The organism is Bradyrhizobium sp. 1 (assembly GCF_023073315.1).
GTDB lineage: Bacteria > Pseudomonadota > Alphaproteobacteria > Rhizobiales > Xanthobacteraceae > Bradyrhizobium.
This window is the reverse complement of record NZ_JADPJH010000026.1, coordinates 309,679-324,904: the sequence shown is the minus strand read 5'-3', so window position 1 is coordinate 324,904 and position 15,226 is coordinate 309,679. Positions and strand designations below refer to the sequence as shown.

At 63.5% G+C, this 15,226-nt stretch carries 10 protein-coding genes; 5 read left to right on the top strand and 5 right to left on the bottom strand.

Annotation, left to right across the window (positions count from 1 at the left end; genetic code table 11):
• Positions 1 to 75 precede the first annotated feature (75 nt).
• The gene (locus IVB29_RS21970; RefSeq protein ID WP_247505477.1) at positions 76 to 1,023 is read right to left on the bottom strand and encodes an alpha/beta hydrolase; all 948 of its coding nucleotides are present in this window, start codon (positions 1,021 to 1,023) and stop codon (positions 76 to 78) included.
• A 221-nt stretch (positions 1,024 to 1,244) separates the two neighbouring features.
• On the opposite strand from IVB29_RS21970, the gene IVB29_RS21965 reads away from it, so the two are divergent.
• The gene (locus tag IVB29_RS21965) at positions 1,245 to 1,715 is read left to right on the top strand and encodes an Hsp20 family protein (RefSeq protein ID WP_247505476.1); all 471 of its coding nucleotides are present in this window, start codon (positions 1,245 to 1,247) and stop codon (positions 1,713 to 1,715) included.
• Positions 1,716 to 1,867: 152 nt separating this feature from the next.
• The gene (locus tag IVB29_RS21960) at positions 1,868 to 2,650 is read left to right on the top strand and encodes an alpha/beta hydrolase (protein WP_247505475.1); all 783 of its coding nucleotides are present in this window, start codon (positions 1,868 to 1,870) and stop codon (positions 2,648 to 2,650) included.
• A 138-nt stretch (positions 2,651 to 2,788) separates the two neighbouring features.
• Here IVB29_RS21960 and IVB29_RS21955 read toward each other — a convergent pair whose 3' ends face one another.
• Positions 2,789 to 3,574: a hypothetical protein gene (locus IVB29_RS21955; RefSeq protein ID WP_247505474.1), complete on the bottom strand. Its 786-nt coding sequence runs from the start codon at positions 3,572 to 3,574 to the stop codon at positions 2,789 to 2,791.
• Positions 3,575 to 4,064: 490 nt separating this feature from the next.
• Between IVB29_RS21955 and gltB the strand changes: the two genes are divergently transcribed.
• A complete protein-coding gene (gene gltB, locus IVB29_RS21950) occupies positions 4,065 to 8,798 on the top strand; it encodes a glutamate synthase large subunit (protein ID WP_247505473.1) in 4,734 nt (1,577 codons plus the stop codon).
• Positions 8,799 to 8,943: 145 nt separating this feature from the next.
• Positions 8,944 to 10,395, top strand: a complete 1,452-nt coding sequence (locus IVB29_RS21945; protein ID WP_247505472.1) for a glutamate synthase subunit beta — start codon at positions 8,944 to 8,946, stop codon at positions 10,393 to 10,395.
• Between the two features lie 60 nt (positions 10,396 to 10,455).
• On the opposite strand, the gene IVB29_RS21940 is transcribed toward IVB29_RS21945, so the two are convergent.
• The 3 genes from IVB29_RS21940 to IVB29_RS21930 all read right to left on the bottom strand — a co-directional run bounded on the left by IVB29_RS21940 (position 10,456) and on the right by IVB29_RS21930 (position 13,941).
• Positions 10,456 to 11,517 carry a hypothetical protein gene (locus tag IVB29_RS21940; protein ID WP_247505471.1) on the bottom strand — a complete coding sequence of 354 codons (1,062 nt, stop codon included), beginning with the start codon at positions 11,515 to 11,517 and terminating at the stop codon, positions 10,456 to 10,458.
• Positions 11,518 to 11,541: 24 nt separating this feature from the next.
• Entirely contained in the window at positions 11,542 to 12,093 is a 552-nt protein-coding gene (locus tag IVB29_RS21935) for an ImmA/IrrE family metallo-endopeptidase (RefSeq protein WP_247505470.1), read from the bottom strand.
• A 93-nt stretch (positions 12,094 to 12,186) separates the two neighbouring features.
• Entirely contained in the window at positions 12,187 to 13,941 is a 1,755-nt protein-coding gene (locus tag IVB29_RS21930) for an outer membrane beta-barrel protein (protein ID WP_247505469.1), read from the bottom strand.
• Positions 13,942 to 14,133: 192 nt separating this feature from the next.
• Between IVB29_RS21930 and IVB29_RS21925 the strand changes: the two genes are divergently transcribed.
• Positions 14,134 to 15,141, top strand: a complete 1,008-nt coding sequence (locus IVB29_RS21925) for a KpsF/GutQ family sugar-phosphate isomerase (RefSeq protein ID WP_247505468.1) — start codon at positions 14,134 to 14,136, stop codon at positions 15,139 to 15,141.
• Positions 15,142 to 15,226 lie beyond the last annotated feature (85 nt).

The window sequence follows — 15,226 nt, the reverse complement described above, 5'->3', positions numbered from 1 at the left end:
TCACCCCAACCCTCTCCCCGTAAGAACGGGGCGAGGGAGCGCACCTCGCACGCGGCGGTCATTCACCTCAAGCACTCACTTGAACAGTGGCGTACCCGGCACGAACGCGTCAAACGCCGCCCAGAACTGGGAGCGGTAGCGGTCTTGCTCCTGAAGGATCTCGTGCCTGGCGCCGGCGATGACGAGATGGGAGCCGGCGCGTAAGTGATAGGCGAATTCCTCGATCGCCGCGGTCGAGACCACGGCGTCGCTGGAGGCCGCCAGCATCAGGATCGGCTGGCGGATCTCGGAGGGGTAGTCCATGCCCTTGAAGGTGTTCATGGCGCGGAAGGCGGTATCGGCCCAGGCGACCGTCGGTGATGCAAGCCCCAGCGTCGGATCCTCCTCCAGGATCGCGGCATTGCGCGCATAGCGCACGGGGTCGCTGGTCAGGGGATTGTTGATGAAGGGATTGAGCCCGGTGATGGCGTCGCTGCCGCCGGGGACATAGCGGCCGCCCATTCCCATCATCCGCATCGTCTTCAGAAGCGCCCGCGCCGGCAACGAGGTGGCGCGGCCGGGCAAATCGATCATCGGCGCCGACAGCACCATGCGGTCGAACCAGCGCTTGCCGGCATGTGCCACCCGCAGCATCACCGTGCCGCCCATGGAGTGGGCGAGTGCGAAGAAGGGTGGCGGGCAATCCGGCAGCACCACCTGCTGCACGAAGGTCTCGACGTCGATCTCGAAGTCGGCGAAGTCGCGCACATAGCCCTTGCGCGGATCGCGCAGGCGGCGCGAGGAGTGCCCCTGCCCGCGCCAATCGATCATCGCCACCGCAAAACCGCGATCGCGCAAATCGCGCACGGTCTCGAAATATTTTTCGATCTGCTCGCTGCGCCCGGTGAAGACGCAGACCGTGCCCTTGCGGTTCGCCGGCGGCGCCCAGCGCGCAAAGCGCAGCTCGACGCCGTCAGGCGTTTTGATGGTGCCGCTGACGACGTCTTCGGGAACGGGATTGGAGGGAATCGAGATCAGCGTCATGATGGGAGGTGCTGGGGCGCGAAGTGCTGCAAATCAAGGGGTGGGAGCGCCGGAAAGGCGCCTGTTGCCGCCCTCTTGAACGCCGTTCCCTTGAACCCATATCACCATGGTGCAGGCCGCTACCAGTGTTTCGGGACCGGAACATCAGGCTGCACACAGACGAAAGCCCGGCCCGATTGGCGGGCGGGTTACTCAACAGTCGCTCAATGGAGGACTTGACCATGCGTACCTACGATTTGACCCCCTTCTATCGTTCCACCGTCGGCTTTGACCGTCTCTTCAACCTGCTCGACCAGACGAGCTCGGACGGCAGCCCCGGTTATCCCCCCTACAACATCGAGCGCACCGGCGAGAACGACTACCGCATCACCGTTGCGGTCTCGGGCTTTGCCAAGGACGAGCTCTCCATCGTCGCGAAGGAAAACACGCTGACGATCAAGGGCGAGAAAGTCGCCAACGAGAACTCGAAAGCCGAGGTGCTCTACCGCGGCATCGCCGCGCGTGCCTTCGAACGCGCCTTCCAGCTTGCCGACTTCGTGCAGGTGAAGAACGCCTCGCTCGAGAACGGCCTGCTTCACGTCGACCTCGTCCGCGAGATTCCCGAGGCCAAGAAGCCGCGCCAGATCGCGATCAACGCCAGCGCGCCGAAGGCGCAGGTGATCGAGAACTCGGCCGCGCAAGCCGCCGCCTGACGCGCACGCCACTTCCAAGTTGAGAAAGCGCCCCGGTGCCCCGGGGCGTTTTTTCGTTTCGCACCGCATCACAGAGCGGTGAAGAGGCGTAACGCCGCTGCCTCACGCTCCGTCCTTTGGGCATCGAACCCAAAACAAGACGGAGAACGATTATGACTTTCTGGCGCAGCCTTTTCGTCGCCGCGAGCCTGCTGGCTCCCCTCGGCCTTGCCCAAGTCAGTCTTGCCCACGCGCAGACCCCGCAGACAGTGAAGGCGACGAATGTCGTGCTGGTGCACGGCGCCTGGGCCGACGGCTCGAGCTGGTCCGAGGTGATCCCGATCCTCCAGGCCGCCGGACTTCACGTCACGGCCGTGCAGAATCCGCTGTCCTCGCTTGCGGACTCTGTCGAGGCGACCAAGCGCGCGCTGGCCGAGCAGGATGGTCCGACCGTGCTGGTCGCGCATTCCTGGGGCGGCACCGTGATCAGCCAGGTCGGCACCGACCCGAAGGTCACCGGCCTCGTCTATGTCGCCGCGCGCGCCCCCGATGCGAACGAGGACTTTGTGGCGCTGTCGAAGCAGTTTCCGACGGGGCCGGTGCGCGCCGGAATCGTCGAGCGCGACGGCTACACAAAGCTGTCGGAAGACGCCTTCCTGAAGTATTTTGCCAATGGCGTGAAGCCGGAGCGGGCCAGGGAGCTCTATGCCGTGCAATGGCCGACGGCCGCCTCGATCTTCGCCAGCCGCACCACTGAAGCGGCATGGCATTCGAAGCCGAGCTGGTATGCGGTGTCGAAGAACGACGACACCATCAATCCCGATTTCGAACGCTTCCTTGCCAAGCGCATGAACGCAAACACCGTCGAGCTCGGTGCCGGTCACCTCTCGCTGGTGTCGCATCCGAAGGAGGTAGCGAATCTGATCCTGGAAGCTGCGGGGTGTCCGCGGAGCTGAAGCGCAGTCGCTATCACGCAAAAGCGCCCGAAATTTTTCGGGCGCTTTTTTGTTTGCTCAACTCTCTCCTTACGTCGTCCCCGCGTTCGGGGACGACAGCGAAGGTGTGATACGCGCTCTCGCACTAAACTCGCGGGCTTAATCAAGCCCCTGTGCCGCCGGCATGTCCTGCGTCGGCAAAATCGTCGCCGCCGGCTTGGCCTGGCCGACGGTTGGCGCGATGGCCTCGGCAGGCTTGGCCTGCACGACGGCCGTCTGTTGCGCGGGCTGGGTCTGCGGCGCCTGGGCCTGCTGCGTCGCAGGCTCGGCCGGCTTCGCGGCCGTCACCGGTGCCTCGGCGCGCTGAGGAGCTGCCTTTGGCAGCGGCACAATGCGGCTTGCGACATGCGGGATCAGGGCCGGCGGGCGCGGCGGGCCGCTGCGGACCATGGTCGGCGGCGGCAGCGCGCTTTGCGGCCCGTAAGGTGCGACTGCGTGCTCCTCATAGGCGGGCGCCATGCCATAGGCGTCGGCGGCCGGCATGAAGCGAATGATCCGTCCGTCGCGGGCATCGATGATCAGCCGGCCGTCATCGCCGCGACGGTCGATCACCGCGATGGTGTAGACGGCGCCGCGCAGGCGCGGGATGCCGAGCGGCGAAAAACCGTTTTCACGCAGCACCGCGTAGACCTCGGTCGACGGCAGCAGCGCCGCAGCCGGGCCGCGCTCCTCGTAGCCATAACCGTAGCCTTGACCATAACCGTAACGCGGCGGCCGTGGCGGGGCGGCCTCCGGCGGCCCATAGGGTCCGTCGAAATCCGACACCGCAATCATGGCCCCGCCAGCGATACCGTTCGCGGGAACTTGTGCAAGAACCTGTGCTGGTGCGGCGGTCGCAGCCAGCGCTAGCGCGGCGGCGGCGACACATCCTGTGAAAAACTTCATGGTCGAGACGCTCCTGTCAGGCCCCAAATGCCTCGCGCTCTTTCGCTTCTTGCGGCGTGATGCGCCTTTCGAAGGGGCGATCCGAAGCTTCATTGGGGATTTCGGCGCCTACAGGGCCGGATCAGGGCGCGTTTGCTTCAAAACCGGGGCCGCGCAACTTTCGGAAAGCGATTGATTGACATATCGGGAATCGGGACTTCCGCGCGCTTGTGTGATAGACAAAAATTTGGCAAGGTGATGGTTAGGACAGGAAGACTGTCTCAATTTTGCTTGCGGTTCCGGCATAGGGATTGCAACGAAAGTCGGTGCTTTCGAGCGCCACGAAGGCAACAGGCAAAGCCGTTCTCGGGGACGAAGAACGCCTAGGCCTGAATTTAAGAAAATGCGGCTCGCAGCGGACGAGCGGTGACCCAGAGGCGGGTGCCGCGGAACGCCCAAGGTGCGCCGAAGATAGTGGTGAGGCAGCTTGCCGCAGGAGAGGATTGGAACAATGAGCGGGTCGCAATTCGAGCGCGGAAACATCGTGGCAGAACAACTGTCGGCGACGGTCGCCTCGAAAACGCCCGATCCGATTCAGGAACACAATTCGCGGCCGCCAGCCGTTGGCCTCTACGATCCGAGCCTGGAGAAAGACTCCTGCGGCGTCGGCTTCATCGCCAGCATCAAGGGTCAGAAGTCCCACGAGATCGTCGCGGACGCGCTCAATATCCTCTGCAACCTCGAGCATCGCGGCGCCGTTGGTGCCGACCCGCGCGCCGGCGACGGCGCCGGCATTCTGGTGCAGATCCCGCACCCCTTCTTCAGCCGCAAGGCCAAGGAACTCGGCTTCGCGCTGCCGGCTCCCGGCGAATACGCCATCGGCGCGCTGTTCATGCCGCGCGACACCGCCTGGCGCAACGTCATCAAGAGCATCATCGCCGACCAGATCAAGGAAGAGGGTCTGACCCTGCTCGGCTGGCGCGACGTGCCGACCGACAATTCCTCGCTCGGCGTCACCGTGAAGCCGACCGAGCCCGCCTGCATGCAGGTGTTCATCGGCCGCAACGGCACCGCCAAGACCGAGGACGATTTCGAGCGCCGGCTCTACATCCTGCGCAAGTCGATCTCGCAGGCGATCTACCAGCGCCGCGACCGGGGTCTTGCCGGCTATTACCCCTGCTCGATGTCCTGCCGCACTGTGATCTACAAGGGCATGTTCCTCGCCGACCAGCTCGGCAAGTACTATCCCGATCTGCACGAGACGGACTTCGAGAGCGCGCTCGCGTTGGTGCATCAGCGCTTCTCGACCAACACCTTCCCGGCGTGGTCGCTGGCGCATCCGTACCGCATGATCGCGCATAACGGCGAGATCAACACGTTGCGCGGCAACGTCAACTGGATGGCGGCGCGCCAGGCTTCGGTGAGCTCCGAGCTCTACGGCAAGGACATCAACCGGCTCTGGCCGATCTCCTACGAAGGCCAGTCGGACACCGCCTGCTTCGACAACGCGCTCGAATTCCTGGTGCAGGGCGGCTACTCGCTGCCGCACGCCGTCATGATGATGATTCCGGAAGCCTGGGCCGGCAATCCGCTGATGGATGAGAAGCGCCGCGCCTTCTACGAATATCACGCAGCCCTGATGGAGCCGTGGGACGGCCCCGCCGCGATCGCCTTCACCGACGGCCGCCAGATCGGCGCCACGCTCGACCGCAACGGCTTGCGGCCGGCGCGCTATCTCGTCACCAAGGACGACCGTATCGTGATGGCGTCCGAGATGGGCGTGCTGACGATCCCCGAGGACCAGATCATCACCAAGTGGCGGCTTCAGCCCGGCAAGATGCTGCTGGTCGACCTCGAGCAGGGCCGTCTCATTCCCGACGACGAGATCAAGGCCGATCTCGCCCGCAGCCATCCCTACAAGGAGTGGCTGGAGCGGACCCAGATCGTGCTGGAAGAGCTGCCGAAGGTACCGACGACAGGCGTGCGCTCCAATCTGTCGCTGCTCGATCGCCAGCAGGCGTTCGGCTACAGCCAGGAAGACATCACCATCCTGATGACGCCGATGGCGGCCACGGGCGAGGAAGCCGCGGGCTCGATGGGCAACGACACGCCGATCTCGGCGCTGTCGGACAAGGCCAAGCCGCTGTTCACCTACTTCAAGCAGAACTTTGCGCAGGTCACCAACCCGCCGATCGACCCGATCCGCGAGGAGCTGGTGATGAGCCTCGTCTCCATCATCGGGCCGCGGCCGAACCTGTTCGACTTGCAAGGCCTTGCCACCACCAAGCGCCTCGAAGCGCGCCAGCCGATCCTGACCGACGCGGACCTCGAAAAGATCCGCTCGATCTCGGAGGTCGCCGAGTCGCATTTCAAGTCGCGCACGCTGGACACGACGTTCCACGCCGGTCTCGGCGCGGCCGGCATGGACCAGGTGCTCGACGAGCTCTGCGCGCGCGCGGAAAGCGCGGTGCGCGAGGGCGTCAACATCATCATTCTGTCCGACCGCATGGTCGGCTCGGACCGCGTGCCGATCCCGTCGCTGCTGGCCTGCGCCGCCGTGCATCATCATCTGATCCGCACGGGCCTGCGCACCTCGGTCGGTCTCGTCGTCGAATCCGGCGAGCCGCGCGAAGTGCATCACTTTGCCTGCCTCGCCGGCTACGGCGCCGAAGCGATCAATCCTTACCTCGCGTTCGAAACCATCATCGCGATGAAGGACCGCCTGCCCGGCTCGCTCGACGACTACGAGATCGTCAAGCGCTACATCAAGTCGATCGGCAAGGGCCTGCTCAAGGTGATGTCCAAGATGGGCATCTCGACCTACCAGTCCTATTGCGGCGCGCAGATCTTTGATGCCATCGGCCTCAGGGCGGAATTCGTCGGAAAATTCTTCGCCGGCACGCACACCCGCGTCGAGGGCGTGGGTCTGACGGAGATCGCCGAAGAAGCCGTGCGCCGCCATGCCGACGCGTTCGGCGATTCGCTGGTCTACAAGACCTCGCTCGATGTCGGCGGCGAATATGCCTATCGCAGCCGCGGCGAGGACCATGCATGGACCGCGGAATCGGTCGGGCTGCTGCAGCATGCCGCGCGCGGCAATTCGCTGGACCGCTACCGCGCCTTCGCGAAAATCCTCAACGAGCAGTCGGAGCGTCTGCTGACGCTGCGCGGCCTGTTCCGGATCAAGAACGCGGACGAAGACAAGCGCAAGCCGATCCCGCTCGATCAGGTCGAACCGGCCAAGGACATCGTCAGGCGTTTCGCCACCGGCGCGATGAGCTTCGGCTCGATCTCGCGCGAGGCGCACACCACGCTCGCGATCGCCATGAACCGGATCGGCGGCAAGTCGAACACCGGCGAAGGCGGCGAGGAATCGGATCGCTTCAAGCCGTTGCCGAACGGCGACAGCATGCGCTCGGCGATCAAGCAGGTGGCCTCGGGCCGCTTCGGCGTCACCACGGAGTATCTCGTCAACTCCGACATGATGCAGATCAAGATGGCGCAGGGCGCCAAGCCCGGCGAAGGCGGCCAGCTGCCCGGCCACAAGGTCGACGCGACCATCGCAAAAGTCCGCCACTCGACCCCGGGCGTCGGCCTGATCTCACCGCCGCCGCACCACGACATCTACTCGATCGAGGATCTCGCGCAGCTCATCTACGACCTCAAGAACGTCAACCCGGCGGGCGACGTCTCGGTCAAGCTCGTCTCCGAGATCGGCGTCGGCACGGTCGCCGCGGGTGTCGCCAAGGCGCGCGCCGACCATGTCACCATCGCGGGCTTCGAGGGCGGCACCGGCGCTTCGCCCCTGACCTCGATCAAGCATGCCGGCTCGCCGTGGGAGATCGGGCTTGCCGAAACCCACCAGACCCTGGTGCGCGAGCGTCTGCGCAGCCGCATCGTGGTCCAGGTCGACGGCGGCTTCCGCACCGGCCGTGACGTCGTGATCGGCGCGCTGCTCGGCGCCGACGAATTCGGCTTCGCCACCGCCCCCTTGATTGCGGCCGGCTGCATCATGATGCGCAAGTGCCATCTCAACACCTGCCCGGTCGGCGTCGCCACGCAGGACCCCGTCCTGCGCAAGCGCTTCACCGGCCAGCCCGAGCACGTGATCAACTACTTCTTCTTCGTCGCGGAAGAAGTCCGCGAGATCATGGCCTCGCTCGGCTTCCGTACCTTCAACGAAATGGTCGGCCAGGTTCAGCTGCTCGACCAGACCAGGCTGGTCGCGCACTGGAAGGCCAAGGGCCTCGATTTCTCAAAACTGTTCGTCAAGCAGAAGGAAGAGAAGGGCCAGAAGATCTATCACTCCGAGCGCCAGAACCATCATCTGGAGGCGGTGCTCGACCGCACGCTGATCGAGAAGGCGCAGCCCGCGCTCGACCGCGGCGCGCCGGTGAAGATCGACGCCAACATCAACAGCACCAACCGTTCCGCCGGCGCGATGCTGTCCGGTACGGTCGCCAAGATCTACGGCAATGCCGGCCTGCCGAATGACACCATCCAGGTCAGCCTCAAGGGCACCGCCGGCCAGGCCTTCGGCGCCTGGCTCGCGCATGGCGTCACTTTCGAGCTCGAAGGCGAAGCCAACGACTATGTCGGCAAGGGCCTCTCGGGCGGCAAGATCATCGTCAAGCCGCCGAAGAACTCGGCAATCGTGCCCGAAGAGAGCATCATCGTCGGCAACACCGTGATGTACGGCGCGACCGACGGCGAGTGCTACTTCCGCGGCATCGCCGGCGAACGTTTCGCCGTGCGCAATTCGGGTGCCGTGGCCGTCGTCGAAGGCGCGGGCGATCATTGCTGCGAATACATGACCGGCGGCATCGTGGTCGTGCTCGGCAAGACCGGGCGCAACTTTGCAGCTGGCATGTCCGGCGGCATTGCCTATGTGCTCGACGAGAGCGGTGATTTCGACAAGCTGTGCAACATGGCGATGGTCGAGCTCGAGCCGGTGCTGTCGGAAGAGATGATCAACGCCGACGCGTATCACGCCAGCGGCGATCTCGAGGCCCATGGGCGGGTGGATGTGTTCAAGGACCTGCTCGCCTCCGACGTCGAGCGCTTGCACATCCTGATCTCGCGCCATGCGAAAGCGACCGGCTCCAAGCGCGCCGCCGACATCCTTGCCAATTGGAAGGATTGGCTGCCCAAATTCCGCAAGGTGATGCCGGTCGAGTACCGGCGTGCGCTGCGCGAAATGGTCGCCAACGCGGACGCCGAGCCGAAGATTGCGATCGGAGCGTAGGACTATCAGCGCCCGTCATTGCGAGCGCAGCGAAGCAATCCAGGATCTTTCGGTTGAGGCAGTCTGGATTGCTTCGTCGCTTCGCTTCTCGCAATGACGGTGGGGAAGCAACAGACGAATTCAAGCGGCAGGGACTTCGGGTTTAATGGGCAAGATCACGGGTTTTCTCGAAATCGAACGGCACGACCGCAAGTACACCCCGGTCGCCGAGCGCGTGAAGCATTTTGGCGAGTTCGTCGTTCCCTTGAGCGAGAAGGAAACGCGCGACCAGGCGGCGCGCTGCATGAATTGCGGCATTCCCTATTGCCACGGCACCGGCTCGGTGGCGCCGGGCACGCCCGGTTGCCCGGTCAACAACCAGATCCCGGACTGGAACGACCTCGTCTATCAGGGCAATTGGGAAGAGGCCTCGCGCAACCTGCACTCGACCAACAATTTCCCGGAATTCACGGGGCGCATCTGTCCGGCGCCGTGCGAAGCCTCCTGCACGCTCAACATCGACGACAACCCCGTCACCATCAAGACCATCGAATGCGCGATCGTCGACCGCGCCTGGGACAATGGCTGGCTGAAGCCGGAAGTGGCTTCCGTCAAGACCGGCAAGAAGGTCGCGGTGGTCGGCTCCGGTCCGGCCGGCATGGCCTGCGCGCAGCAGCTCGCGCGCGCCGGCCACGACGTGCATCTGTTCGAGAAGTTCGCCAAGGCCGGCGGCCTGCTCCGCTACGGCATCCCCGACTTCAAGATGGAAAAGAACGTCATCGACCGCCGCGTCACACAGATGGAAGGCGAAGGCGTCACCTTCCACTACAACAGCCATGTCGGCGCTGACGGCAATGTCGATCCGCGCGAGATGCTCAACGAGTACGACGCGGTGGCGCTGACCGGCGGCGCGGAAGCCCCGCGCGACCTGCCGATTCCCGGCCGCGAGTTTTCAGGCATCCACTACGCGATGGATTTCCTGCCGCAACAAAATCGCCGCGTCTCCAGCGAGCCCCTGAACGGGGTCCAGGAGATTCTGGCCGGTGGCAAGCATGTCGTCGTCATCGGCGGCGGCGACACCGGGTCCGACTGCATCGGCACCTCGCTGCGCCAGGGCGCGCTCTCCGTGACCCAGCTCGAGATCATGCCGGCTCCGCCCGAGCACGAGAACAAGGGCCTGACCTGGCCGAATTGGCCGCTCAAGATGCGCACGTCCTCCAGCCAGGCCGAAGGCGCGATCCGCGAATTCGCCGTGCTGACGCAAAAGTTCACCGGCGAGAACGGCCAGGTCAAGAAGCTGCACTGCGTCCGCGTCGACGACAAGTTCAAGCCGATCGCCGGCACCGAGTTCGAGCTCGACGCCGATCTCGTCCTGCTCGCGATGGGTTTCGTCCATCCCGTGCACGAGGGCCTGCTCAAGCTGCTCTCGGTCGAACTCGACCCGCGTGGCAACGTCAAGGCCAACACGCTCGACTACCAGACCTCGCGCCCGAACGTGTTCACGGCCGGCGACATGCGCCGCGGGCAATCGCTGGTGGTGTGGGCCATCCGCGAGGGCCGGCTGTGTGCAAGGTCGATCGATACGTTCCTGATGGGGAAGACGGATCTGCCGCGGTAGCCGCTAGGCTCGGGCCGCAGCTAGATTTGTCATCGCCCGAAAGCAGGCGATTTGGACCTTCTACTCGTTTTCGACCTTCGAGACCGCGTCTTGCAAGGCATCGCTAATGGATGGTGGCAGATCGGTCATTGTTCCATCTAACGCCGATTCTGAAGCTACCTCCTCGGCAGCACGCTGGCTGTATTCTTTGGCACTTGCTTCCCACACCTCTTGGAATACTGCGTAGCAAGACGGCATAGTCAACGGAGCGGTTACATTGTGATCCCGATTTAGGAGCGGCAGGTCAATCTTTTCATCTTCCATGAACGACCTCAGGAAATCACGAAGATGCATGGGATCAACATCTGTATCCTTGGAGATCGCCTTTTCTCTCTTGCGCACTTCCTTCCGTGTCATGCTCCGTTCGGCGTCGATAGTGACCACTGGATAGGGATGATCAGAAATCACCCCTTTTAAGACCTGCCTCCCGTGGTACGAGAATCGACCCGGAAAGATTTCTACATGTGCCGACTCGGCGAGGAGTAAGGCTAACTCGATCGAGGCAGTGAACCGATCGGATGCCGCATTTTTAGCTGACCGAAAACCAGAATCGATCTCCTTTCCAAGGAAATCGAAGCTGCTTGGATTGTTGTCAGCGAGCAGCTCGAACTCCTCGTCGAACGGTTCTTTGAGTTCGCGTTCCGATGCGCTGCCGAGTACAGATGAACTCCCCAGCACCTCAACAGTGACGTTAGGTGCAGGAAAAGCGGCAACCCACCCTGCTCCTTTGACATCAAGGTGCTTGCCATTAGAATCAAGATAAGCGCCGTAATCCTCAAGTGCACGAAGAAACGAGGATACGCAGTGCGCCAAGTGCTCAAGAGAATGTAGCCGCGTACAAAATAGAATTTCGTCCCCAATCGTTTTCCAAACCTTGGGACAACAATCTTTGTACGTTCGATCTCCCTCGACTGCACCCAGGGCTTTGTTGAACCTGCTGAATAGAAAAATCGGAAACTCTCGATAGAAATGCCTTATCTGGCTAACCCAGAGCGGATTCGAATCGTTTCCTTCTCTCGCGTCGCCTAATCGTGCCTTAAAGGCCGTCGATCCGACGAGATCAACCGAGAGAAATAAGCGCAATCGATATTTTGGGCACTCTGGCAATCAGGGTCCGCCCAATGTCTTTGCGCGTATTTCGGCCGCCTGGACGCTGACGCCAAATCGCGTGGCTACGGACGCAATGTTTCCGCCAAACGCTGCGAGCATTGAACGAAACGGCGCAGATGGCATCAAGAACGCCGCTGCGAACCAATTCGCTTCCCACTCTGCCCTCTTCAGCGGCTCTGTGTCGTTATCGTCCACCCATCGCGTCGCAATCATCCCCGCGTTTGGATCCCTTTCGGACACCATTGGAAAATGCAAAAATAGGTGGCCGAGTTCATGGGCGATCGTGAACCGATATCGCGGCGACGAACCCATGCTTGGAAGAAAAATCTTGAATCGACGAGATGGGTCGATCTTGATCGATTCCGGAATACTCGATTTGAAATCTAAGGCGTTCTTGTATTCAATCTGTCCGCCTAACCGGCCTACCAGTGGTTCGATCGGATCACCAGGCGCGAACGCGAGCTTCTCCGCGACTTCCTCCGCAAAACCATGAACGCGATCCTTGGTCGCGTTGGTTGGTATTGGTAATTTGTAAGTGCTCGCATGCATTGGAACTAGATTTCCAGCCGTGCTGGTGAATTACACGAACGTAAGGTGAACTTTTCGGAATTTCAAGACCCATTAAGCATAATAAGCAACCCCCTAATTCTGCAACCTCACCCCAACCATCACCACCGTCCCCTGCGAGCTTGACCCCGCCTGGTTCGAATCCAGGATGTCATGGCGCAGCGTGCCCTTGATCCAGATGTTGCGGTTGAGCTTGTAGATGAGGTTGCCTTCGAGCGAGTAGGTTTTGTCGTTGCGGCCCTGGTTCTGGTAATCGTAGGTGCCGTAGGTGAACTTGCCCACTGCCGTCAGCCAGCGGCGGAAGTCGTGATCGACCTCGGCGGCGTAGGTGTGCACCAGCACGCCGGAGGAGCCGGGGATCGTGGTCTCGGCGATCTGCGTGTCGGTGGCGAACTTCACCGTGGTCAGGCCGCTCGCGTTCCAGATCAGCGAGCCCGCTGTGAGGAAGCCGGCGAGCTGGCTGAGGCGCGGGTCGGTATAGCTGCGCGCGGAATAGCCGACCGAGACTTCGCCGGTGAGGATGCGCGAGAACTCAAAGGACGAGCCGACCTTGGCGTAGCCGCCGTTTGAATCGCGGAAGTAGCCGTTGCGGTCGGCGGCCTGGTCGTGCACGCGAGTGTCGCCCTGGATCTCGACGAACGGTTTCAGGCCCGGCTTCAGGTCGTAGGAGAAGCGCCCGACGCCGCCATACTGGTTGAAGTCGCGGTCATGGTTGTCGAAGACCGAGCCGTCGGTGAGTTTCGAATCCGTGTAGGCGGTGCGATCGATCGTGGCGCCGGCGGCGACCTGGAAGCGGTTGAAAGTCTGGTCGAAGCCGAAGGTGCCGCCATAGGTGGCATAGATGGGATATTTCTGCAGGCCGGCCTGCACGTTCGGGCTGCCGGGATTGTCGGTGGCGAGCCGCAGGCGCAGCTGCGAGGTCAACTTGAAATCGCGGTCGACGTCGAGGCGGCCGTCGACATGGCCGGTGAAATCAGGACGGTCGATCTCGACCGGCGAGGGCGAGGCAAAGCCGTCGATCGTCGCCGGCATGTTGTTGGTGTAGCCCGAGAACGAGCCGCGCAGATCGGCGACCAGCGCGTGGCGCTCCCAGTCGGACTGGACGAGAAGGTCGGGCGCGACGACATAGACCGGCGAACCGATCGGCTTTTGCAGGCGCGCCGGGTTGGTGTCGTAGCCGGCGGAAAGCTCGAGCCCACCCTTGATCAGAAAACTGCCGGCATAATCGCCAACCGCGCCGAACGCATCGTCGTCGGCCTTGAGACGGCGGCGCAGCGGCTGGCCGGGCACGATGCCCGCCATCGCCGGCGGCACAGGCGTCTTGTGCGCGGTCTCGGACGGCGGCGGCGCGATGCGCGGCGGGCCGAGGGTCCTGTCCTGGGCTGCGGCAGGCACGGGCGAGCCGGGGCCGAGCGGGCGCTTTGGCTTGGGCTGGCCGGGATAAAGCTTGGGCTGCTGCCGCTTGCGGTTGAGCGAGTCGTAGCCGGAGCCGCTGGCGCCATTGGCCGCGGGCAGGCCATAGGTCGGGACCTGACCGATGCGCGAGGTGGCCGGCGTCTCTCGGCTCTTGCGCGGATCGGCATTGGGATCGGGCAACGCTGGCAGCGCATCCGGGGGTGCCTGCGGCACGCCCGCCGTACGGCGCGTCGGCAGCGTCTCGGGCGAGGCAAAGCCGCCGCGGTTGGGATTGAACAGGTCGGGCGTGAGGCTCTGGGCGGCCACCGGGCTGCTTCCAAAGGCCGTTAGCGCGAGGCACGGTACAAGACACGGCAAAGCGGCGCGCAGGAATTGCGCGCGTTTGCTCCGGCCCGTGCCTGGAGACGACCCCACGATTTTAATAACTCCAACGAAATCAAACGCTTCCGTGATTGCTCCCTCCGGCCGGCGGGAACCATCGTTAATGGAGTTAAAACAATTATGGTTAATGACCGGTTGAGGGCTTTTGCGGTCTCGTCGCCTCTCCGGCCCGGGCATGCTAAGCAGGCGCCAACGGGCGAACGCCCCCCTTCCCTGGACGAAATCATGCCGAGCTCGAAACCGCTGATGACCCCATCATCCGGCCCCATCCCTGACAGCGTCGAATCCGCGCTCCGCACGCTGGAGACGGAGAGCGGCGGCATCAACGCGCTCGCCGCTGCGCTCCGCGGCCCGCTGGGCGCGACCTTTGCCAGAGCGGTCGACCTGATCCGCAACGCCAAGGGCCGGGTCATCGTCACCGGGCTCGGCAAGTCCGGCCACATGGCGCGCAAGATCGCGGCGACGCTGGCCTCGACCGGCACGCCGGCCTTCTTCGTCCACGCCGCCGAAGCCGGTCATGGCGACCTCGGCATGATCACGCCCGACGACGTCATCATGGCGCTGTCCTGGTCCGGCGAGCAGCCGGAGATGAAGACGCTGGTGAACTATTCGGCGCGCTTTGCGATTCCCATGATCGCGGTGACGTCGAACGCGGCGTCCTCGCTGGGACAGGCCGCCGACATCGTGCTCGAGCTGCCGAAGGCGCGCGAGGCCTGTCCGCACAATCTGGCGCCGACGACGTCGACGATGATGCAGGTCGCGATCGGCGACGCCATCGCGATCGCGCTGCTCGAAGGCCGCGGCTTTACGGCGCTGGAGTTCGCGCATTTTCACCCCGGCGGCAAGCTGGGCGCCATGCTGAAATTCGTCCGCGACTACATGCGCACCGGCGCGGAGATTCCGGTCAAGCCGCTCGGCACAAAGATGTCGGACGCGGTGATGGAGATGTCGGCGAAGGGGCTGGGCTGCGTCTGCATCGTCGATGATTCCGGCGGGGTCGCAGGCATCATCACCGACGGCGATCTGCGCCGCCACATGCGGCCCGATCTGCTGACGGTGTCGGTCGACGACATCATGACGAAGCAGCCCAAGACCGTGCCGCCCTCGATGCTCGCCACCGAGATGATCGAGGTGCTGAACACAAGCAAGATCACGACGCTGATTGTGACGGAGGCGGACAAGGTGGTCGGCATCGTGCATCTGCACGACCTGCTGCGGGCGGGCGTGGCCTGATTTCTTCGCCTCTCCCCGCTTGCGGGGAGAGGCCGGAATGCGCGCGGTACGCGCGTATTCCGGGTGAGGGGGACTCTCCACGAAT

Coding starts and splice junctions, on each gene's coding strand:
- IVB29_RS21970 (WP_247505477.1), bottom strand. CDS start 1,023: ATGACGCTGATCTCGATTCCCTCCAATCCCGTTCCCGAAGACGTCGTC.
- IVB29_RS21965 (WP_247505476.1), top strand. CDS start 1,245: ATGCGTACCTACGATTTGACCCCCTTCTATCGTTCCACCGTCGGCTTT.
- IVB29_RS21960 (WP_247505475.1), top strand. CDS start 1,868: ATGACTTTCTGGCGCAGCCTTTTCGTCGCCGCGAGCCTGCTGGCTCCC.
- IVB29_RS21955 (WP_247505474.1), bottom strand. CDS start 3,574: ATGAAGTTTTTCACAGGATGTGTCGCCGCCGCCGCGCTAGCGCTGGCT.
- gltB (WP_247505473.1), top strand. CDS start 4,065: ATGAGCGGGTCGCAATTCGAGCGCGGAAACATCGTGGCAGAACAACTG.
- IVB29_RS21945 (WP_247505472.1), top strand. CDS start 8,944: ATGGGCAAGATCACGGGTTTTCTCGAAATCGAACGGCACGACCGCAAG.
- IVB29_RS21935 (WP_247505470.1), bottom strand. CDS start 12,093: ATGCATGCGAGCACTTACAAATTACCAATACCAACCAACGCGACCAAG.
- IVB29_RS21925 (WP_247505468.1), top strand. CDS start 14,134: ATGCCGAGCTCGAAACCGCTGATGACCCCATCATCCGGCCCCATCCCT.